The following is a 21,842-nucleotide window of genomic DNA, read 5'->3' as shown; positions in this document are numbered from 1 at the left end:
AATTTGAGGCCGCTTAACTTTTAACAGGGTAGAACAAAATAATCACAGATAGCTGAGATTCGTTTTTGGGCTCAATGCCAGCAATGTTTCGTACATTAAACGGATCGTATTTTCGATATCGTTCTTATGGATCATTTCAACCGTAGTATGCATATAACGCAGTGGCATGGAAATAAGCACAGACGGGCAGCCGTCATTGGCATAGGCAAAAGAATCGGTATCCGTTCCGGTGCTTCTGCTTAATGCGCGCCATTGAACGGGTATTTTGTTTTTTTCGGCAATGGCTTCCACAAATGCCAGTAGTTTATTATGCACGGCAGGTGCATAGGCCAGGGATGGACCGTTTCCACAAAGCACATCACCCTCAATATTTTTATTAATCATGGGCGTATTGGTATCATGTGTAACATCTGTAATTATGGCCACATCAGGTTTAATACGGCGCGCGATCATTTCTGCACCACGGAGCCCGATCTCTTCCTGCACTGCATTTACAATATATAAGCTATATGGTAGTGTTTTTTTCCTTTCTTTTAAAAGCCGCGCTACTTCTGCAATCATAAACCCGCCAATACGGTTATCAAAAGCACGGCCAACAAAATGGCCGTTCGATAATTCATCAAACCCATCCTGGTAGGTTACCACGGCACCTACATGAATGCCCAGGGCTTCAATTTCTTTTTTGCTGCGGGCGCCGCAGTCCAGCCAGATATTTTCTGTCTTGGGCTGGGTTTCATGCTCTTTACCAATACGGGTGTGAATGGCCGGCCACCCAAATACCGCTTTTACGGCTCCTTTTTTTCCATGGATCCATACCCGCTGTGCCGGTGCTGTCTGGTGATCGGCGCCGCCATTCCGCTTTACATATATTAAACCCTTATCCGTTATATAGTTTACAAACCAGCTGATTTCATCAGCATGGGCTTCAATCACCACTTTAAAAGGCTGGTCGGGATTCACAATACCTACAGCTGTTCCATACGGGTCCACATAATGGGTGTCCACGTATGGCTTCACGTAATCCAGCCATAATTTTTGCCCCCAGCTTTCAAAACCTACCGGCGATGGGTTATTGATATAATTTTTTAGAAATGTGAACGAAGCATCAGTGATTATTTTTTTTGATGCCTTTACTTTTTTGTCTTTTTGCTTTGTATCGGATTTCGCCATAATGAATGTTTAATGGTTTCAAACGTACTGATTTTTTCCGGATTCTGGATGGGCAGAGTAGAGCGATACAGATACCAGGGGTATTAATGTTGTTGCGAACGGCAACAGGTGATTTCAGGTGCTTGCGTTGGCAATAGTCAATAGTTGATGGCTTATAGTCAATCGTTCATGGTGCATCCTGATGCCCGGCTCTTTTGATAACTGATCTCAGCCCTGGCAGCTCACCTCTCTACGGCACATTAATATATTTATGCAGTTGGAGGCTTAATTCCCATTCCGGGTGTTGTTTAATGTATTCCACAATCAGCGGGGTCATTGCTGCAGCCTTGCTCCATTCCGGCTGCAGGTACAATTTGCAATTGGGGGTGACCTGTGCGGCAAATTGCTCGCCCCAGGCAAAATCCGTTTTATTATAAACGATTACCTTCAGCTCATTTGCTTTTAGCAACACTTCGGGCAGCGGCCGTTTGAATTTTTTTGGGGAAAGACAGATCCAGTCCCAGCTTCCTGAAAGGGGAGAAGAACCCGAGGTCTCAATATTGGTATGGAATCCTTCCGTATGCAATGCGTTTGTAAGAGTATCAAGATTATGCAGCAGGGGCTCACCGCCGGTAACGACCACCATCTTTGTGTTCGTCTTTTTTACTTCGGTAATAAGGGATTCAATGGGGTAATAGGGGTGCGCATCAAAGGGCCAGCTTTCTTTTACATCGCACCAGGTACAGCCAACATCACATCCCCCAAGCCGGATAAAATAAGCCGCTTTGCCCTGGTGAAAGCCTTCTCCCTGGATTGTATAAAAATGTTCCATTACCGGAAGTGCTATACCAGGGGCGTACAAGGGAGTATTATTTGATGTTTGTTGTTTGATCAATTCTGGAAAATTGTGATCTGCAAAGGTACGGAAAAAAAGAGGCTGCTTTAACACACATACCTCATGTTCATTGCGGATTGTCTATTGTTCATCCTGATCCTGAAACTGATCCCGATAACTATCGGAACTGATAACTGATTACTCAATTCTCAATTCCTGTTATCACAGGCCTTAAATGTATTCTTCATTAAAGCCGCTATGGTCATAGGACCCACGCCACCCGGAACAGGGGTTATATAACTTGTTTTGGGAGCAACACTTTTAAAGTCTACATCGCCAACCAAACGATACCCCGACTTTTTTGATGCATCCGGGGTACGCGTAATGCCCACATCAATCACCACAGCGCCCTCCTTTACCATATCAGCCTTTACAAACTCGGGAATGCCGATAGCTGCTACTATAATATCTGCCTGCAGGCAAATCTCTTTAAGGTTTGTGGTTTTGGAATGACAGAGGGTTACGGTACAGTTACCGGGAGTGGTATTATTGCTTAACAATATGCTCATGGGCCGGCCAACAATATGGCTCCTGCCTATAACTACAGCGTGTTTCCCTTTGGTTTCAATTTTATGATGCTCCAGCAGCAGCATAATGCCATAAGGGGTTGCGGAAATGAACGCCTCTTTTTCTCCTAAGGTCATTTTCCCGATATTGATGGGGTGAAAACCATCAACGTCTTTGGCCGGATCAATGGCTTCTATCACTTTTTTTTCTGAAATATGCTCCGGCAGCGGGAGTTGCACCAGTATGCCGTCTACATCCATATCTTCGTTCAGTTCATCAATCTTTTCCAGCAGTTTCAGCTCAGCCACATCTTCATCAAACTGGATCAATGTAGATATAAAGCCGATTTCATTGCAGGTCCGCACTTTAGAAGCCACGTACGTTTCACTGGCCCCGTTATTTCCTACAAGAATAGCCGCAAGATGGGGAACTTTTTTGCCGGATGCCGCACGCTGGGCTACATCAATTTCCAAAGAATCCAGAATAGCCTTAGCTGTTTCCTTTCCGTTTAGTAGTTGCATAGGGCTGCAAACCTACAGAAAGTTTGGGAGCGGTGCAAAAACAAATAACAGGCAAATGAAGATCCAATAAAGCTGTTTTTACACAGCAGGCGCGCTTTTTTGTTTTTTCTTAAACCGTTTTCATGCTTCAAATAACAACACCGCTGCCAATTGAAATGCACGGAACCCGTGATCTGAATAAATCACAATTCAATAAAGGAGTAGAATTAGATTTTTAACTAATAAAAAGCAGATTTTTATAAGTTTTTCAAAAAATAAATTGATTAAGATCAATATTTTGATATTTTTTAAAAATTAAGGTGCAATATAAATTATTGTGAATCAATTAAGATAAGTATATAATTCCCGTGTCTCAAATATTGGGGGAGAATAATTTCATGTGTAATGTTAATGAAGTATCAAATTTTTGTTAAAAAAAAGTATATTGCAAGTAAATTGAAGACTTGTTGCTTATTACAAAACTTCAAGACTGACTAAATAATCTTTTAACAAAAAAAATTACATGAGAAAAATTGTATTGCTTACAATGCTTATGGCATTTTCATTGCTGGCATTTTCCCAAACCAGAACAATCAGGGGTAAAATAACAACACCTGAAGGGATGCCGATCCCCAATGTTACTATTCTGTTAGGCAGTAACAAAACCGTGGGTACAACCTCCGATCAGAATGGTGATTTCAGTATTAATGCCCCGTCCGGGGAGAGTAGTTTATATGTAAGTGCTATAGGGTTCAAGGATCAGGTCGTTAAAATTTCTGATAAGGGCACTTATACTATTGCACTGCAACCAAATACTGAATCAAACCTGGAAGAAGTGGTGGTGGTGGGTTATGGTACACAACAAAGAAAAGATGTAACGGGTGCTATAGGATCAATAAAAGGAGATGCAATACAGGATCTGGCTACTCCCAGTTTTGATAAGCAATTGCAGGGGCAGGTTGCCGGTCTGCAGGCTTCTGTGCCCAGCGGTATTCTAGGTCAGGCAGCGCGCATAAGGATCAGAGGTACCAATTCTATATCCAGCAGCTCAGATCCCTTATATGTAGTGGATGGTGTGCCCTATATTTCAGGTAACCAGGGTAGCGCTACACCCTATAACCCCATTTCAGATTTAAACCCCTCTGATATTGCAAGCATTGATGTTTTAAAAGATGGTGCCGCTACTGCCATCTATGGCTCAAGGGCTGCTAATGGCGTTATATTGATTACAACAAAACGTGGTAAAACAGGAAAACCTACTGTTACTTATGACGGTTGGATCGCCACTGCCAGGGCTTCTAAGAAATTTGACCTTTTAAACGCTGATCAGTTTATTGAAATTGCGAACGAGAAACTTACAAACTATGGTGAAGACGGGCCGGCTCATGCAAGCGCAGATGGGACTAATACAGATTGGCAGGATATTATATTACGTAATGCATTTCAACAAAGCCACGCATTAAGTTTAAGCGGTGCTACGGACCAGACCAACTACTTTCTGTCTTTAGGCTATGTAAATATGGATGGTATTTCAGTAAGTAATAATTTGATTAAATACAATATCAGGGCTAAAGTAGAGCAAAAAGCTTTAAATAACGCATTAACGCTGGGTGCTAACATCGCTGTAAACTACAATATCAATAATGGTTTAAACACCGGATCCAGCGCTTTATCCGGTAATATTACCGGTGCACTACGTTTACCGCCTAACGTATCGCCTTTTAATGCGGATGGCTCTTATAATTTATCTCCTTCAGGTACGTTAGGAGCTGGTCCTAATGATCAGACGGTTGATGATAATTATACCAACCTGGCATATGTTTTGGCCAATAATGTATTTCGTAGTCAGGCATTAAATATAAATGGCAACTCCTTTGCCCGGTTAAAATTATTTGACGGATTTAATATCTCCACTCAAATTGGTGTTAATTATATTAATACAGAGGACTTTTGGTATTATAATCCGGTGCATGGTGATGGTCGTGGTTCTAATGGTATTGTGGATCAGGCTTTTTCTCCCACCTTCAGATATAACTGGCAAAATACCATTGATTACAGTAAAAAAGTTCAGGAGCATCTGTTCAATATTGTAGTTGGTCAGGAGTTGCAAAAAACAAGATACCGGTATCTTGAAGGTTCAGGTACCGATCTATCCGATGTATATTTTGGTCAGCAGGGTAACATTATCAGCAGTACTTTAGCAAACCAGTTTTACGGGGGGAGTGTATCTGAAAATGCCTTCCTGTCCTACTTCGGACGGTTAAATTATTCGTATGCAGATAAATATTTAGTATCAGCAAGTTTAAGGCATGATAAATTATCGGCTCTACCCTGGGGGAATCAAAGCGCAACATTGCCCGGTGTTTCGGTAGGCTGGCGTCTTTCCAAAGAAAACTTCTTTTCAGGAGCTTCAAATATTTTTAATGACGCCAAGATCAGGGCCAGTTATGCAGAAGTAGGTAATGTGGATATTGGCAATTACCCTTATGCAGGTTTATTTGGTCCTGTGCAGTATGGTGATTGGAGTGGTGTGCAATACAGTAATATGGGAAATCCCGATCTAAAATTTGAAACCAGCAGGAAATGGGATGTTGGTTTAGACCTGTCTTTCCTGCATAGAAAGGTGCAGTTGGTTGTTGATTATTTTTATAACAATGTTGACAACCTGATCCTCTCTGTGCCTACTGCCCCTTCTTTAGGTGTTCCGGGAAACAGTTATTCAGCTAATGTTGGAAAAATGACCAATAAAGGATGGGAGTTTACAGTAAACAGTGTGAATATTGATAACGGAAGTTTCCGCTGGAATACAGCTTTTAATGTTTCCTTTATTAAAAATAAGGTAATAGAACTTGTAGATAATAAAGATATCATTAATACTTATAATATTACCCGGGTAGGGCTGCCAATAGGCTCTTTTTATGGATATCAGGCAGCAGGGGTAAATACCCAGAACGGAAATCCTATTTTTCAAAAAGCAGATGGCTCTTTTGTGCAATATGATGGTTCAGATGATCCCCATTACGGATTTTTTGTGTATGACCCATCAAACCCGACCGATGAATCAACCAGTTCTACTTTAAGCGCTTCAGATAAAAGGGTTTTAGGCCAGCCCAATCCAAAATGGTATGGAGGACTGACAAATAACTTTTATTATAAAGGGTTTGATCTGGGAATTGTACTCACCTTTGCCGGCGGTAATAAAATATATAACATTACCCGCCAGGAAACTTTATTGAACCAGAAGTTTCAAAACAATGGAACGGAAATATTAAAAAGATGGACAACCGTAGGTCAGGTAACCGATGTGCCAAAACTGTGGTATTTTGAGGACAATAACATGAATTCAAATGGCAACCTAAACAGCCGTTTTCTGGAAAAAGGAGATTATCTGCGGGGCCAGACGATAGCCCTGGGATATTCTTTTAACACAAAACACTTTTCCAATGTTATCAATACCTTAAGAATTTATATACAGGCTCAGAATGCATTTGTAATTACGGGGTATTCAGGACTTGATCCGGAACTGGCTAACAGTGTGACCACAAATCAGACCCCAGGATTGGATTATAATACCAATCCGGTACCAAGAACATTCTCATTTGGCCTAAATGTTAATTTTTAATTTTAACCGATTAATTCCATCAACATGAATATAAAATTTAGAAATACGGATTTAATGTTTAAGGGGTTTGCACCTTTTTGGGTCTATTCTCTGCTGCTGGTTGGTTTGTTTTCCTGCAAAAAATTTACCGAAATTTCTCCTTTAAGCTCACTTGCAGAAAGTACTGCATTTACAGATCCCGCTAAAATAGAGCTTGTAGCCAATGGTATGTATGAACAGGCTGCCGTGGGGTCTTACGCAGGCGGCGGCGGCCGTGGTTATCCTTTTGGGGCGGCCTCTATTGAGCAGGCTGAAATGAGAGGAGAAGATATGGTAAACCTGGCCACTTTCTATGCAATCACTTACCAATCTACACAAAATGCTACTTCTGCTAACAATGTTAATCATTGGGAGCAGTTATATGCCTTGATCAACCAGGCAAATGTTTTAATTACCGGGGTCACAGGTGCTGTTAGTTCAGGTATTATTACAAGTGATGTAGGCAACGCGTATGAAGCAGAGGGCCGGTTTATCAGGGCACTGTCTCATCATGAGTTGTTGATACATTTTTGTAAACCTTACGCAGAGGGTAAAGGAGGGCAGCTAGGTGTCCCTTATAGGGAAGTGGCAGTAAATTCCCCGGCTGCTGTTAATGAAGGATTAGCTTTGGGCAGGGGCACCGTTGCAGAAGACTATGCCAAAATTTTGGAAGACCTGGATTACGCTGAAGCAAACCTGCCTGAAAAACAAACGAATGGAGTTGCAAGGCCAACAAAAGGAGCTGCCATTGCATTAAAAACCCGTATAAAGCTGCATATGGGAGATTGGGCAGGAGTTATTGCAGAAGGAACTAAATTAGGAACCGGCGTTACATCAGGTGCATTTTCCAGCCCCATTGGAGGGTACAAATTAGAAAGTGACCCGGCTGTACCATTTGCAAGTTTTGCCAATAATTCAGAATCAATCTTTTCGATAGCAAACAGTGCATCCTCCAACGGGGGGGTTAACGGAGCATTGCCTGCAATGCTTGGCCCTTCCGATCAGGGAGCAAGAGGTTTAGTGGCAACAAGCCCCAATTTATATAATGCATCATTCTGGGTTACAGGGGACAAACGCAGAAGTGAGTTGCAGGTGCTGAATACGAATGATGGTCTTTATTATACCTACAAATACAGAGATTATACAACAAGAACTGATTGGGCTCCGATAATTCGCTATGCTGAAGTCTTATTGAATGTAGCTGAAGCCTATTCCCGCACAGGTAATACTGCCCAGGCTTTGCGATTGCTAAATGCAGTCAGAGACCGTTCTGTTCCTGATGCTAATAAATTTACTACGGCCCCGGCAAATTTAACATTAGCTATTTTACAGGAACGCAGGATCGAATTTGCAGCTGAAGGGCGCCGCTGGCCGGATATTCATCGTCTTGCACTGGATCCGAACTACGGGTTAGGGGGAGGAGCTGGTATTCCTGCAAAATTGAATCCAACGCAAATTTCCAACAGCTCCTATAATGTTGAAACTCGTCCTTATATAACTCCGGGCAGAGCAGCTATTGCTTATTCTGATTACCGCTTTTTATGGCCGATTCCTACTTCAGAAATATCTTCTAACCCAACACTGGCAGACCAGCAAAACCCGGGATATTAATGGGTGCTTGCTTTTATCTGCTGTTGCTGATAAAAACCGCATTCTTAAACATATCATAAAAAGCCGGCTCATTTATTTGAGCCGGCTTTTTATGATAGCTTATTGTAAGTAAGAATGCAATAAAAAACATCCATCCGGTAATAAATTGATCCGGGTCAAATAACCTCTTTTGTCATCAAATTTTTATCATTTAACTGGTTTTTCTGCAAAGTTTTATGTAGTATTTATTTTTTTAATGTTATATGAATTTATTAATTGTTTTTAAAAAAAAAGTTAATTTATTTGGAATCTATTGTTAAATCGGCCTATCTTGCTATGTTTTTTAGATAAATTTTAAGAACTGGTTTATTATTTGTTAACATAAATATCTAATCTAAATGAGAAGAATTGTATTGTTGCTGGCGGTGTTTCTATCAATTACCAGCCTGGCGATGGCTCAAACAACTGTTACCGGAACAGTAAAGGATGAATCGGGAAATCCCGTTCCATTTGCTACTGTTTCAGAGAAGGGTGCTCAAAATGCAGTTTCTGCAGATGCCCAGGGTATTTTTCACTTAAATGTAAAAGCTGGAACGACCTTAGAAATTTCGGCAACTGGTTTTGAATCCCAGGAAGTAAAAGCGACCTCAGAACCTATGAGTGTTATTCTTAAATCCGGGAGAGGCCAGACTATTGATGAAGTTGTGGTTACTGCCTTGGGTGTTTCCAGAGAAAAACGGGCGTTAGGGTATGCTACTCAATCACTAAAGGCCGATCAGCTTGTTGAAGCAGCAAACACCAGTTTTGCCGGCGCCTTACAGGGGAAAGTTTCCGGAGTTGATATTGTTCCGTCAAGCGGTATGCCGGGAGCCTCAACATTGATTACAATACGGGGTGCACGTTCATTTACCGGAGATAACTCTCCTTTATATGTTGTGGATGGTATGCCTATTTCATCCGGACCAGATTTAAGTACAGGAAATAGTGTTACAGGAACAGATTACGCCAACCGTGGTGTAGATATTGATCCGAATGATATTGCCAACGTTGAAATTCTGAAAGGCCAGGCTGCGTCTGCACTTTATGGTATCAGGGCATCCAATGGTGTGGTTTTGATTACGACAAAAAGTGGTAAAGGTGCAGCTAAAGGACGGCCTCAAATTAGTTTTAATTCTACAGTAAGTTTTGATCGGATCTCAAGATATCCTGAATTGCAAAGCACCTATGCACAAGGGTCAAATGGTGCTTTTAACCCTACCGCGTCAACTTCTTATGGACCTAAAATCTCAGATTTGCCCAAAGATCCCAATTATGGCGGTGAAACGGATAATGATTATACTGCTGCCGATGGCAAACATCCGGGAATGTACTATGTTCCTCAGCGTGCCCAGGCAGGGCTGGATCCCTGGGTTACCCCCGCGGTTTATGATAATGTAAAAGAGTTTTTTAATACCGGGCTGACCTTTAATAATTCCATCGGGGTGGTAAATGCCACCGATAAAGGTTCTTATGCATTGAGCCTGGCCAGTACCAATCAAACCGGTATTGTTCCTAAAACAGGAATGGACCGCTACAATGCCAAATTAGCTGCAGAAACAATGCTTTCAGATCATTTTAAAGTTGGATTTAGTGGCAATTTTGTGAACTCCAATATCAAAAAAGCGCCTTCTGCAAATGATGGATTGATAGCGACCGTCTATCCAGCTCCTCCAAGCTATGATTTAGCTGGTATTCCCAGCCATGCTGACGGTGATTTATATACTCCGGTAGGGTACAGGGGGGGCACATTCGTGAATCCATACTGGGGAGTGGAAAACAATACTTTTACAGAGCAAACCAACCGCTTTTTTGGAAATGGGTATTTAACTTATAATACAAGATTTTCAGATAAAACAACTTTAGATGTAAAGTATCAGTTAGGTACGGATGCATATACAACGAATTATGAAGATATCTGGGGGTTTGGTTCTCCTAGCAGATCTTCTAGCATCACACAATACAGTTTCACCAACACTAGCTTTAATTCGTTATTAACCGGAAATCTAAAATGGGATATAAGCAATGATTTTAAATTTACTGCATTAGTGGGAAATGAATTTGTAAACCAGGTTACAGATTACAAATCTCAATACGGGCAGGATTTTGCATTTGGTGGATGGAATCATATGGATAATACCGGCACCAAAGATGCCACATCAACATTCACTAAATACAGGACCATTGGTACTTTTGCTAATATATCCTTATCATATTTAAATATGTTGTATTTGGGATTGACTGGTCGTTATGACAGAGTTTCTTCCATGCCTTCAAAGAACAGGGATTTCTTCTACCCTTCAGCTTCTCTAGGTTTTGTATTTACTGAATTAAATGGGTTGAAAAACGGTTCAGTTGTAAATTATGGTAAACTACGGTTTTCTGTAGCTCAGGTAGGCCAGGCAGGAACTTATTTGCCTAATTATTATAGTATTCCAGCATATGGCGGTGGGTTTTATAGCATAACACCTATTTTTTACCCTATAGGGGAAAATTCTGTAAAAGCATATATTCCCAGTACTACTATATATGATCCAAATCTGAAACCACAAAACACGAACTCTTTTGAAATAGGAACAGATCTGAATTTCTTTAATAATTTAATTGAACTAAATTATACTTACTCCAGGCAGGATGTAAGAGACCAGATTTTTGCCATTCCATTAGCTGGATCTACCGGTGCTAATAATTTTATGACCAATGGTGGTAAAATTCATACGAATGCGCATGAAGCTACGATTAATGCAAATATTATCCGGCATAGAGATTTGGAATGGAGCCTTGGTGTAAACTTTTCAAAAATTGATAATTACGTAGATGAATTAGCCCCAGAAGTAGAAAGTATCTTTCTGGGAGGATTTACTACACCCCAGGTGCGTGCTGGAATTGGTGATAAGTTTCCTGTTATTTACGGTACAAAATATAAACGCAATGATAAGGGGCAGATCATATATGGCGACGATGGAATTCCTCTTGTTGGAGAAGATGGTGTGATTGGTGTTGCGGCCCCTGACTTTATTTTAGGAGGTAACACAAGGCTGCGTTATAAGAATTTTACTTTTTCTGCCGTTGTTGAATGGAAAAGCGGTGGCCAGCAATATAGCGGTACCACTAATTTATTAGATAACTACGGCGCCAGTAAATTAACAGCAGACGCAAGAGATAAAAATGAAATCGTTATTAAAAATGCATTGAAAGAAGATGGTACGGTAGGTGATATAAAAATAGAAGGCTACAAGAATATTCAGGCATATTATCAAAACCTGAATACCATTGATGAAAGCAGCATTTATGGAAGTTCATTTATAAAATTCCGGGAGCTTTCATTAAGATATCAGCCTATTAAAAGAGAAAAGTTTGGTTTAGGCATTAATTTCTTTGCACGTAATATTTTGGTTTGGACCAACAACCCGCAATTAGATCCGGAATCTACTCAGGGGAATACCAATATGGCAGGCGCTTTTGAACGGTTCACATTGCCACAAACAACAAGTTTTGGTTTTGGAGTGAACCTGCAATTCTAATTAAGTTCTAATTTAAAATAATCGAGATGAAAAAGATAAATATTTTTAATATTATCACTTTTGCTTTGATGGGTAGCCTTCTGATTTCCTGCTCTAAGAAAGCGATGGACGAAGTGAATAGGGACAGAAACCATACCCAGGATGTGCCAGCGCGGTTTATTTTAACAGATGTTATGACGTCTACAGCGTTTAATATAGTAGGTGGCGATATCCCCTTATATGCATCAATTTATCTGGAACATGAAGGAGGGGTTTGGAATCAGGCTTATCAGGCTGAAAACAGGATTACGCAACCGACCTCTGCAACTACTTATAATAATAGTTGGGATGGAATCTATAATAATATAAAAGCCCTCAAAATTGCTGTTGAAAAAACTTCTGCTAACGGTACTGAGGAGGGAAATGATGTTACCGGTGGTATTGCAAAAGTCTTGCTGGCTTATAACCTGGGTGTTTTAACGGATTTTTTTGGTGATGTACCCTATCAACAAACAGGTATAATGAATGATGACGGCACTCCTAAATATATGCAGCCTGCTATTGACAAGCAATCAGACCTGTATCCCGAAATTCAGAAATTGCTCGACGAAGCGATTACACAATTAGCAGGTTCAGATGCAGCGTTAATTGAAGGGATAGCAACTAATCCCAATCAGGATCTGCTTTATGGAGGTGATGCAGAATTGTGGACAAAAGCTGCCTATGGGTTAAAAGCGCGATACTTGATGCATACATTAAAAGTATCATCTGATGTAAATGGAGATTTAAATAAGATTATTGGGTATGTAGATAAATCGTTTGCAGGATCAGATGAACAGCTGGCCTTTGATTTATATGACGGTAACTCCAATGTAAATCCTTTATTTGGTATCTCTTATTCCAGAGATATGCTTGGAAATAGTAAAAGTCTAGCAACTAAATTCAAAACGCTAAATGACCCCCGAGGAGAACAGCTTTTTGTTACTTACGGAGGGCAGGTTTTAAATATTAATGATGCCATCAATAAAGGTGTGGAAAACGGCAATGCAGAGCAGGTGCAGTTTACGTACCCAATTGCCGTTATTGATTACGCCGCCACAGCACCTACTTTATTATTAAGTTACCATGAATTGATGTTTTTAAAATCAGAAGCGTTAGTACGTTTAAATAGAAGTACTGAAGCACAAGCATATCTTGAGCAAGCGATTATTGCAGCCTTTGCGAATTTGCAAAACTCAATTAAGTCTGGTGGGGATGGTTTTGGTGTAAAAGTAAACCCGAATTTATCTCAAGCGGTTGCTACCAATTATTTTTTAAATAGCGTACTGCCGCGTTTTAAACAGAACGCGCTTAAGGAAACGGTATTGCAAAAATATCTTGCATTTTTTGGGGCATCAGGGGAATCTACAGAAGCTTATAATGATTATCGCAGGTTAAAAGCCTTAGGTGAAGCAGATTTCATAGGGTTAGCCAACCCGCTGGATGCTCAAAACAAATTCCCGCTTCGGTATACTTATGGGAATTCTGATGTTACGGCAAATCAGGCTATTAAAGCCGCCTTCGGAGATGGTAGCTATGTTTATACTGAAAATGTATGGTGGGCCGGCGGCAGCCGTTAATTAAAATCCAGATCTCTTTTCAAAGGCCACTTTTCCGGTGGCCTTTTTTATTACCTTCGTTTGAAACAAAAAAAATGGAACAGCAACCCAACCAGTTAAATATAGAGATCTCGGAAGAAGTGGCGGAAGGCACTTATGCCAACCTGGCCATCATCACCCATTCAATGGCGGAATTTGTGATCGACTTTGTGAATGTGATGCCCGGCACCCCTAAGAGCAAGGTAAAATCGAGGATCATTTTTACACCCCAGCACGCCAAACGGTTTATGAAAGCGCTTATTGATAATGTTGAAAAGTTTGAAGCAACTCAGGGACCTATTAAAGACCTGGACGAAGTGCAGTTGCCTGTTAATTTCGGAGGGCCCGCTGCACAGGCATAAACGGGCCTGTCAGAGTCTTTTTAATGCTGAAATCATTGAGGAAATTAAGAAAAGGCCGCCTTAATGTGCTTTAATTCCTTAACGGCCAAAGGCAGATAAATTTACAGTCAAAAGAGCAGTACAGGTGAGCGGCTATTGTTTCCTTGTACGGCTCCGGTAAGCCTCCTGTGTATTTTCCGGCAGCGGAGGATCCGGTAGCTGCTTGATCCCAATCTGAAAAGTTTTGCTGAGCGCTGTGTCTGCTTTCAGGGTTGCGGTAACCGTTACTTTTTTTACGGCAGGATGATCTGGTAAAACCAGGCTGTTCCCTTCAAATTTTCCATAGTCTGTTGTAAAGGTTAATTCCTTGCTGGTTAACGGCTTCCAGCTCCCATCGCTCATCTTCCCGTCAATATTAATATAATTGTAAGTGCCTTTTTTCAGGCTGTCTGTATAAAGATGCACATAAATTTCTGTAACTCTCTGGGCATAAAGGCCTGAAAGTGAAGATGCAAAGAATAAAAGGAAGAATGTTCGCTTCATTTTTGAGGTTTCTGTAAAAAGACGGGCAGAAGGCAAAAAAGGTTGTGATTGGAATTGAGTAGTCAGTTATCAGTAATCAGACTGACTACTGATAACTCCAATCTCGATTCTCAAATCTCAATTCCCATTAAATTCCTATCTTGTAGCAAAGCAGAAGCCTATGCGCATAAACAAGAAAGATGCTGCTGTTATTTACAAAGCCATTGATGAATGGAAAAAGGAACGGGTGCTGGATGCAGCAAAAGCGGATGAATTAAGAAATGCTGTAACTGAATATAAAGATGATTTTGGCTCCCTGACCTTTTATGCTTTTGTTGCTGCTATATCCTGTGCTATACTTGCATTCGGGGCCATTGTACTGGATGAAAAGTGGATTGAACGGATGCGGAATTTCTTTGCATTTTCAGAAATGCTCATCGGCTTGCTGTTCATGGGTTTATCGCTCCTGCTGATCTGGTTTGCAAAAAAAAGAACACAGAAATATCCGGATGCCGTAATGAGTAATGAAAGCTTTAATGTGCTGCTTGTATTAAGCCTTGGCGTTGCGGTTACCTATCTGGCACGTAGTTTTGGAAACGGCTATCAGTTATACGGTCTGGTTATTCTTATATTAGCGGTCTGTTATGGATTGGTGGCGCAATATCTCCGGTCAAAGCTGATATGGATATGCGCGCTGTTAGCACTGGTAGTGAGTTTTGCCGTGCAAAGCTGGAACTGGTCTGGCGGGCAGCATGACTATTTTTTAGGCATGAATTATCCCTTAAGGATGACCGTTTTCAGTGCTTTGTTACTGTTGTTATTGTTTTTATATAAGAACAGGGTGGAAAAGCTTCCCAATTATAAGATTACCGTACAATTCCTGTGGATATTGTTGCTGCTGTCCGGTTTGTTCCTGTCAGTTTCGGGAAACCTTAGCTATGACGTATGGAGCAATATCCGCCAGGGAAAATTATTTTTATGGGCGCTGGGGTATACGATTGTATTATGTGGGCTGGTGGTATATGCGTATAAGCTAAAAGATGAATTTTTCCGTGATCTTGTTCTGTTGTTTTTTCTGCTGAATATCTATGCCCGCTATTTTGAATATTTCTGGGATAAGACCAATAAAGGGATCTTTTTTGCCATCCTGGCCCTGTCTTTCTGGCTGGTTGGCCACAAAGCAGAGCAAATGCGAAAAAAATTTATGGACTGAAGAATAAGCATACGCCGGGTTTTCTTTTTGCAGCGCAAAAAGAAGGGCCTTTGCATTTACCGGAAGAAATTTTTGCTGACTTGTAATACCAATTAGATTCTTTAAAAAAGTATTATCATCCTGTATTCTAAGACGAAGGAAGTTTGTCAAATGAATTATAGTTCGACAAGCTGTTAATGACAAGTATTTTATTGTATTGAAATCCAACAACATACAAGATCGTCGTCTCGACCGAGTTCGGAGAACGAGCGGAGAGATCTCTGTAACAGATGAGATCCCTCTGCGCACCCGCTGAAAGCAGGTTTGGTCGGGGTGACGATTAAAAAACTTGTCATCCGAATGAACTTAAATGAAACGCTTTTATGGTTGCCTCACCACGACATTGCTTATTGAACGGATTTTAATCTAAAATGTGTAATCAGGATTAAACTATCATGTATGAAAGCATTCAGAGAAACCCTTCAATTAACCCAGCGGGATATGGCCGGTTTGCTGGGAGTATCACAGGCGGTTATTACACTTTATGAAAAGAACAACCGAAATTTACCAGAAGCGGCAAACCGCCGCCTGCTCCTGCTTACACAGGCCTGGTTAAAAAACAGGAAGCGTAAAGAACCGCCACCGGCTGCTGTTTTAAAGACCATACAACGACAGGAGGAGGAAACAACCCTGCAGTCAATAAACCAGGCAGCTGCACTTTCGTTTAAAATAAAGCGGTTAAACCTGCAACTGGCTGCTATGCAGGGCAGATACCGTTGTATAGTAGAAAAATACCTGCTGGTACAAAGCTGGCAGGAGCAGGATCTTGGAAAGGGGCCACAGCTTTACCTGGAGGTGATGAAAGCTTCATTAGTAGCCGGCCTTGAAGCTTGCAATCCTTCAAAACAAATGCTGATGGCTATTAAAATTGACACGTTCAGGGCGATGTTGAAAATCATTAAAAAGAACTGTAAGGAAGCAGTAAAGGCCCCATGACCGACCCGCATTAAAAAACAGCTGATGATTGAAATGCCCGCGTGCTGTAAAAAATGAGGATGGGAAGGAACGTTTAATTACACTAAAAAAGCAGCCCCAGGCTTAATACGCCGCCAACAGCGGTGTGATTGCCATATAGCTGCGCCTTAAAATTAATGGAAGGAACAAAAGAGAATAGGTCACTAATATACAACTTATAACCCGCGCCTATTTTAAACAGGGCACCGCCATCTAAGAACTGCCGGTCGTCTTTATTGCGGGTGCTCAGAACAGGCGCATAACCTGCATCAATAATAAATAAAGGAGTGCTTACTGCATCCCGGGGATAATACCGGAAATCAGCAAAAAGCGGCAGTGAAACGATCCCCGGACCGCTTTTTTTTATATTGTCATTTTCATGACCCGGGTAAGGATAATATTTATAGTTGGAGAACTGTACTCCTATTCCTAAACCGATGGAAAACGATGGATTGATAAAATATCCGTTAATGGTGTTTACCTCAAAGCCGCTCTTCATACGGGCCGTTCCGTTGGCCAGCATTGTCGAATCTATGGAGCTCATTACCTGTATTTCAACAGGGGTGGTAATATTAAAATAGCCTTTTTCCTGTTTGGTATTGTATTGCGCAAAAGCAGTACAGGCAGTTAATACTGGTATCAGCAGCAATGTTGATCGGATCAATTTGGATGGCATGGTCATTTGTTTACAGGATGCATTTAATAAAATTACATGAATGGCCGGATGTATTCAAAATTGTTTTGATAAAAGAATGCATTTTTGTATCTTAAAGTTTATATATGAATAACCGTAGCCATAGCATACAGGTAGCGGGGGCCGCATTGCTGTTGGCCCTGGCTTTTTTTAGCCCTTCCGCGTTCAGCCAGGACGCAGATTCCCTGCGTTTTGTAAAGCCTTATTGGGAAAAAGAGCGGGTGGCGAAAGGAGTGGTTTTAATAAAACAGCAGTTCTTTAATAAAGCGCTTTTTGGTGCTAACCAGTATATCTCCTATATGATTATAAAAAATAAAAAGCGTAAGAACGGGTTCAATATTGCAGCTGAAGCAAAACAGTTAAAGACAACTGCGGCGTTTGCTGAAGCGGTAAATGCCGGTGCAGCGGTCAACGGCAATTTTTTTTATATAAAGGAGGGAGGATCTGAGGATTATGTAAAAGTGAACGGAACGGTCATCAGCAAAAATACGGTGCCCGGCAATGGCAGGATGGCCTTTCATCAGAAGGCAGCAGTGCTGGTCAGCAGGGGGCAGCTCAGTATTCAAAAAGGAGGGGCGGACCCTGATTGGCCGGATACCTGTAATGCGGCTTCCGTATTGTGCAGCGGCCCTTTGCTGCTTATGAATGGTATAAAAGAAATGCAGGCAGATGATGCTTTTTCCAGGAACAGACACCCCAGGACCGCGGTTGGTGTAACCACAAAAGGCAGCGTGATATTATTGGTGGCAGACGGCCGGAATGCGAATGCTGCAGGACTGAACCTTGAAGAACTGGCAAAAATAATGCGCTGGTTGGGATGCACTTCGGCCATCAATTTGGACGGCGGCGGGTCTTCCACCCTCTGGGTAAAACATAAAGGGGTTATTAATCACCCTTCAGATAACAAAAAATGGGATCATGAAGGGCAAAGAAATGTTGCTAATATATTGTATTTTAAACGATAATACTGTTTTGGGGCCTGTTTATACTGTCTTTTTCCACAAAGGAGCTGCCGGATATGGAAATCTGATAATTAGAGTGTACTTTTGCGCCTTAAAATCAGAGGTTAGCGTTGAGTGACAGGTCTCAGACCTGAATGCTCAGTCCCCAAATCTTAAAATACTATGGCAGGTCAGTTAAAAGAGGTTCGTAATCGCATCAGCTCAGTACAAAGCATGCAGCAGATTACCAAGGCAATGAAAATGGTAAGCGCTGCAAAATTCCGCCGTGCACAGGAAGCCATCGTTCAAATGAGACCCTATGCGCAAAAGCTGCAGGAAATGCTAAGCAACATTGTGAGCAATAATGACGGAGATACTGAAATAGCGCTGGCGGCAGAACGCCCTGTTGAAAAAGTATTGCTCATTGTTATTACCAGTGACCGTGGACTGGCAGGGGCGTTTAACGCAAACGTTGTGAAACTGGCAAAAGCGTTGATCCGGGATAAATATCAGAGCCCCTTTGACAAAGGAAATGTAACTATCTGGAACCTGGGCAAAAAGGGGTATGAGGCGCTGACCAAAGCCGGATATAAGACAGATGATACCTATAAAGATATTTTCCTGCGCCTTTCGTTTGAAAATGTTCAGAAGATCGCGCAGGAGGCCATGCGGGCTTACGAGGAAAAACGTTTCGACGCAGTAGAAATAGTATACAGCCAGTTTAAAAATGCGGCAACACAGCTGTTCACTGCAGAACAGTTCCTGCCGATTCCCAAAGTGGAAAAGAAAGAAGGAACCGCAAAAGCTGATTTTATTTTTGACCCGGACAAAGGCGAACTGATTGCAGAATTAATGCCTAAAATATTGAATACACAGTTGTTCAAAGCCGTATTGGATTCCAACGCATCTGAACATGGGGCCCGTATGACCTCAATGGATAAGGCATCTGAAAACGCAAATGAAATGCTGCGTAACCTGAAACTGTCCTATAACAGGGCCCGCCAGGCAGCTATTACAACAGAGCTGACGGAAATTGTAAGTGGCGCTGCCGCATTACAGGGATAATTAAGGTTTTGGGTTTTCTTGTTTGATGTGTAACTTCAGCCCTCAAATTTTTCTAATGGAAATAACCGGATTGATTCCCCATATTGAAGCATTGATTTTTGCAAGCGATAAACCGCTGACACTGCTGGAGGTAACAGATCTGATCAATGAAGCCTTCGGTTTTATGGAGGACAAGATCACACTGGACCAGGTGGAAGCTTCCATAAGCGGTATCGTTGAAAAATACAGCTCGGAATTTTACCCGTTTGAAGTACGTGAGAGCGGTGGGGGATGGCAGTTCTTAACAAAGAAAGCCTATCATAAAACTGTAGCACAGATTAATGGTGATAAATTTATGAAACGTTTATCGCCGGCAGCTTTAGAAACACTTTCTATCATTGCTTACAAACAGCCCGTAACCAAAGGAGAAATTGAAGCCATACGGGGTGTAAGCGCTGATTATGCCATTCAGAAATTACTGGAAAAAGAGCTGGTGATCATCAGCGGCCGCAATGAAAAATTACCAGGCCACCCATTGGTCTATTCCACTTCCAAAAATTTCATGGATTATTTTGGGATCAATTCGGCCGAAGAATTGCCAAAGATAAAAGAAGTGCTGGCAGACCAGGAGGTATTACCAACCCCTGTAAATGAAGCCGGCGATGCGCCATTGGACGCTGACGGCAGGACAACTGAAGGGGAAGGCAATCCTTTGGCTGTGGCAGAAAATGGTGAACTCATTGAAACCGAAGGGCAGCAGGAAGCGGAAACCGAAATAATTATTGAGGAAGAGGTAATTGATGAAACGGTCATTAAAGAAGAAGACCTGTTGCAGGAAGACCTTATTGCTGAAATTGACGAACCAGCCGCAGATGAAGAGGATGGAATAGACCCGGAAACAATGGCCCCGGGGGAAGCAGGTACAGACAGCGCAGATGCTTCAGCAGGAAAGGATGAGCCGGACAATGATAAAGATGCGGGGCATAAGAACGATGAAGAGAAGAAAGGAGATGCTGAAAAGCCTGATGAAGCATGACCGGCTGCCGTTTAAAATAGAAATTTTATTTTTATAGAGCAGTAGTTCCCTTACTGCTTTTTTTATGGACAAAAGATGAGCGAACAACTAACAAACGAAGAATTGATACAGGTTGCCAGAGAGTTTGGCACCCCGGTATACGTGTATAATGCAGATAAAATTGAACAGCAGTATCATAAATTAAGGGGGGCATTTGGCTCTGAACGCGTTAAAATATTTTATGCAGCAAAGGCACTGACCAACCTGAGCGTGCTTCGCTTTATAAAAAAGCTGGGCGCTAATGTAGACTGTAGCTCTATTAACGAAGTAAAACTGGCATTACAGGCCGGTTTTGAGCCATCGCGTATATTATATACCAGTAATGGCATTCATTTTACGGAAATCGAAGAAGCATTGCAACTGGGCGTTTTTGTAAATATTGACAGTTTGTTCAATCTTCAGAAACTCGGAGCGCAATATGGAAACAAATATCCCGTGGGGGTTCGCCTGCGGCCCAATATTATGGCAGGGGGCAATCTGAAGATCTCTACCGGTCATGATAAAAGCAAGTTTGGGATTCCGGTTGAGCAATTGGATCAATTGCTTGAAATTGTAAAGAAATACAATATCAGGATCCGGAATCTGCATATACATACTGGAAGCGATATAAAGGATGCTGCTGTGTTTGTGAAAGGGATAGAAGTGCTGTTTGATATTATACCCCACTTCCCGTACTTGCAGTCTGTTGACCTGGGAGGCGGGTTTAAAGTTGCGTATAAAGAAGGAGACCCTGTTATTGATGTGGAAGCACTTGCGCAAAAAGTGCTGACTGAATTTGATGCCCACGAAACAGCCAGAAGGCTGGAAATATGGTTTGAACCCGGTAAATTTATGGTGAGTGAGGCCGGTTACCTGATCACTTCGGTCAACCTGATCAAAGAAACATCAGCTACTACCTTTGTAAGTGTGAACAGTGGTTTTAATCACCTCATCCGCCCGATGTTCTATGATGCATATCATCGCATCAGCAATATAACCAACCCATCCGGACCGGTTAAAGCCTATTCTGTTGTCGGGAATATTTGTGAAACTGATACATTTGCCTGGGAACGGCCATTGCCGGAAGTACGCGAAGGCGACTTGCTGGTATTTTATAATGCAGGTGCCTATGGCTATGAAATGGCCTCTACCTTTAATTCCCGCTTTCGCCCCGCGGAAGTGATTGTTTATAAAGGCAATGCGCAACTGATCCGTAAACGCGACACACTTGACGACCTTACCCGCAACCAGGTTGTAGTGGATCTTTAATAACTGCTTTCCTTTATAGTAATTATAGTAATAGCTGATTTCTGTAGGTAAATATACCGGCAAACTGCGGAGACCGGTTACAAAGAAGCATGTTCTGTCTTTTTTTCCGGCAATATGAGCGGAAAGGCCGGTTGATAAAATTAGTTTAAAATTTTCCCGGTATTGGGAAAATTACAGATTTGATACATACATTTGTATACAATTGTTTGTAAACATTATGGGAAAACAAAGCTTCTGATCTTTTAAAAGAAGAAAAGGTGTTTTGATCTTTAAAGGCCGATGCTTTCGATGAAAAACTTATAATCGGGTCAGCC

Annotated in this window: 16 protein-coding genes; 11 read left to right on the top strand and 5 right to left on the bottom strand. The window is 41.6% G+C overall.

Going from position 1 to position 21,842, the window contains the following annotated elements; genetic code table 11:
• Window positions 1-42: 42 nt before the first annotated feature.
• The 3 genes from A8C56_RS15545 to A8C56_RS15535 form a co-directional block, all read right to left on the bottom strand.
• A complete protein-coding gene (locus A8C56_RS15545; RefSeq protein WP_067757920.1) occupies window positions 43-1,170 on the bottom strand; it encodes a M42 family metallopeptidase in 1,128 nt (375 codons plus the stop codon).
• Between the two features lie 229 nt (window positions 1,171-1,399).
• Window positions 1,400-1,981, bottom strand: coding sequence for a 7-carboxy-7-deazaguanine synthase QueE (locus A8C56_RS15540; RefSeq protein ID WP_067762131.1), 582 nt, complete (start codon window positions 1,979-1,981; stop codon window positions 1,400-1,402).
• Window positions 1,982-2,193: 212 nt separating this feature from the next.
• The gene (locus A8C56_RS15535) at window positions 2,194-3,072 is read right to left on the bottom strand and encodes a bifunctional 5,10-methylenetetrahydrofolate dehydrogenase/5,10-methenyltetrahydrofolate cyclohydrolase (RefSeq protein WP_067757916.1); all 879 of its coding nucleotides are present in this window, start codon (window positions 3,070-3,072) and stop codon (window positions 2,194-2,196) included.
• A 502-nt stretch (window positions 3,073-3,574) separates the two neighbouring features.
• Between A8C56_RS15535 and A8C56_RS15530 the strand changes: the two genes are divergently transcribed.
• The 5 genes from A8C56_RS15530 (at window position 3,575) to A8C56_RS15510 (ending at window position 13,819) form a co-directional block, all read left to right on the top strand.
• The gene (locus A8C56_RS15530) at window positions 3,575-6,673 is read left to right on the top strand and encodes a SusC/RagA family TonB-linked outer membrane protein (RefSeq protein WP_067757913.1); all 3,099 of its coding nucleotides are present in this window, start codon (window positions 3,575-3,577) and stop codon (window positions 6,671-6,673) included.
• Between the two features lie 24 nt (window positions 6,674-6,697).
• Window positions 6,698-8,302, top strand: a complete 1,605-nt coding sequence (locus A8C56_RS15525; protein WP_218917192.1) for a RagB/SusD family nutrient uptake outer membrane protein — start codon at window positions 6,698-6,700, stop codon at window positions 8,300-8,302.
• 377 nt (window positions 8,303-8,679) lie between these two features.
• On the top strand, window positions 8,680-11,841 hold the full coding sequence (locus tag A8C56_RS15520; RefSeq protein ID WP_067757910.1) for a SusC/RagA family TonB-linked outer membrane protein: 3,162 nt from the start codon (window positions 8,680-8,682) through the stop codon (window positions 11,839-11,841).
• A gap of 26 nt (window positions 11,842-11,867) precedes the next feature.
• The gene (locus A8C56_RS15515) at window positions 11,868-13,439 is read left to right on the top strand and encodes a SusD/RagB family nutrient-binding outer membrane lipoprotein (protein WP_067757906.1); all 1,572 of its coding nucleotides are present in this window, start codon (window positions 11,868-11,870) and stop codon (window positions 13,437-13,439) included.
• 74 nt (window positions 13,440-13,513) lie between these two features.
• Window positions 13,514-13,819 (top strand): DUF3467 domain-containing protein, encoded by a 306-nt coding sequence (locus A8C56_RS15510; RefSeq protein ID WP_067762126.1) that lies wholly within the window; start codon window positions 13,514-13,516, stop codon window positions 13,817-13,819.
• A 132-nt stretch (window positions 13,820-13,951) separates the two neighbouring features.
• Here the strand turns inward: A8C56_RS15510 and A8C56_RS15505 are convergent, their stop codons facing one another.
• Window positions 13,952-14,341 (bottom strand): hypothetical protein, encoded by a 390-nt coding sequence (locus A8C56_RS15505; RefSeq protein WP_067757903.1) that lies wholly within the window; start codon window positions 14,339-14,341, stop codon window positions 13,952-13,954.
• Window positions 14,342-14,501: 160 nt separating this feature from the next.
• Here A8C56_RS15505 and A8C56_RS15500 point away from each other — a divergent pair, with 160 nt between their 5' ends.
• Together A8C56_RS15500 and A8C56_RS15495 are read left to right on the top strand one after the other, a co-directional pair.
• Window positions 14,502-15,533, top strand: a complete 1,032-nt coding sequence (locus A8C56_RS15500; RefSeq protein ID WP_067757900.1) for a hypothetical protein — start codon at window positions 14,502-14,504, stop codon at window positions 15,531-15,533.
• Between the two features lie 438 nt (window positions 15,534-15,971).
• Entirely contained in the window at window positions 15,972-16,508 is a 537-nt protein-coding gene (locus A8C56_RS15495; RefSeq protein WP_067757897.1) for a helix-turn-helix domain-containing protein, read from the top strand.
• Between the two features lie 82 nt (window positions 16,509-16,590).
• On the opposite strand, the gene A8C56_RS15490 is transcribed toward A8C56_RS15495, so the two are convergent.
• Window positions 16,591-17,202 carry a hypothetical protein gene (locus A8C56_RS15490; RefSeq protein ID WP_084490236.1) on the bottom strand — a complete coding sequence of 204 codons (612 nt, stop codon included), beginning with the start codon at window positions 17,200-17,202 and terminating at the stop codon, window positions 16,591-16,593.
• Window positions 17,203-17,306: 104 nt separating this feature from the next.
• Here A8C56_RS15490 and A8C56_RS15485 point away from each other — a divergent pair, with 104 nt between their 5' ends.
• The 4 genes from A8C56_RS15485 to lysA all read left to right on the top strand — a co-directional run bounded on the left by A8C56_RS15485 (window position 17,307) and on the right by lysA (window position 21,528).
• Window positions 17,307-18,185 carry a phosphodiester glycosidase family protein gene (locus A8C56_RS15485; protein ID WP_084490235.1) on the top strand — a complete coding sequence of 293 codons (879 nt, stop codon included), beginning with the start codon at window positions 17,307-17,309 and terminating at the stop codon, window positions 18,183-18,185.
• Between the two features lie 159 nt (window positions 18,186-18,344).
• On the top strand, window positions 18,345-19,226 hold the full coding sequence (atpG, locus tag A8C56_RS15480; RefSeq protein WP_067757894.1) for an ATP synthase F1 subunit gamma: 882 nt from the start codon (window positions 18,345-18,347) through the stop codon (window positions 19,224-19,226).
• A gap of 55 nt (window positions 19,227-19,281) precedes the next feature.
• Window positions 19,282-20,241 (top strand): SMC-Scp complex subunit ScpB, encoded by a 960-nt coding sequence (gene scpB / locus A8C56_RS23945; protein ID WP_071609342.1) that lies wholly within the window; start codon window positions 19,282-19,284, stop codon window positions 20,239-20,241.
• Window positions 20,242-20,316: 75 nt separating this feature from the next.
• Window positions 20,317-21,528, top strand: coding sequence for a diaminopimelate decarboxylase (gene lysA / locus A8C56_RS15470; RefSeq protein ID WP_067757891.1), 1,212 nt, complete (start codon window positions 20,317-20,319; stop codon window positions 21,526-21,528).
• The last annotated feature ends 314 nt before the right edge of the window (window positions 21,529-21,842 follow it).

The organism is Niabella ginsenosidivorans, assembly GCF_001654455.1.
GTDB classification, from domain to species: domain Bacteria; phylum Bacteroidota; class Bacteroidia; order Chitinophagales; family Chitinophagaceae; genus Niabella; species Niabella ginsenosidivorans.
Note: the sequence above shows the minus strand (reverse complement) of the source record. Positions and strands in the feature narration are given on the sequence as shown.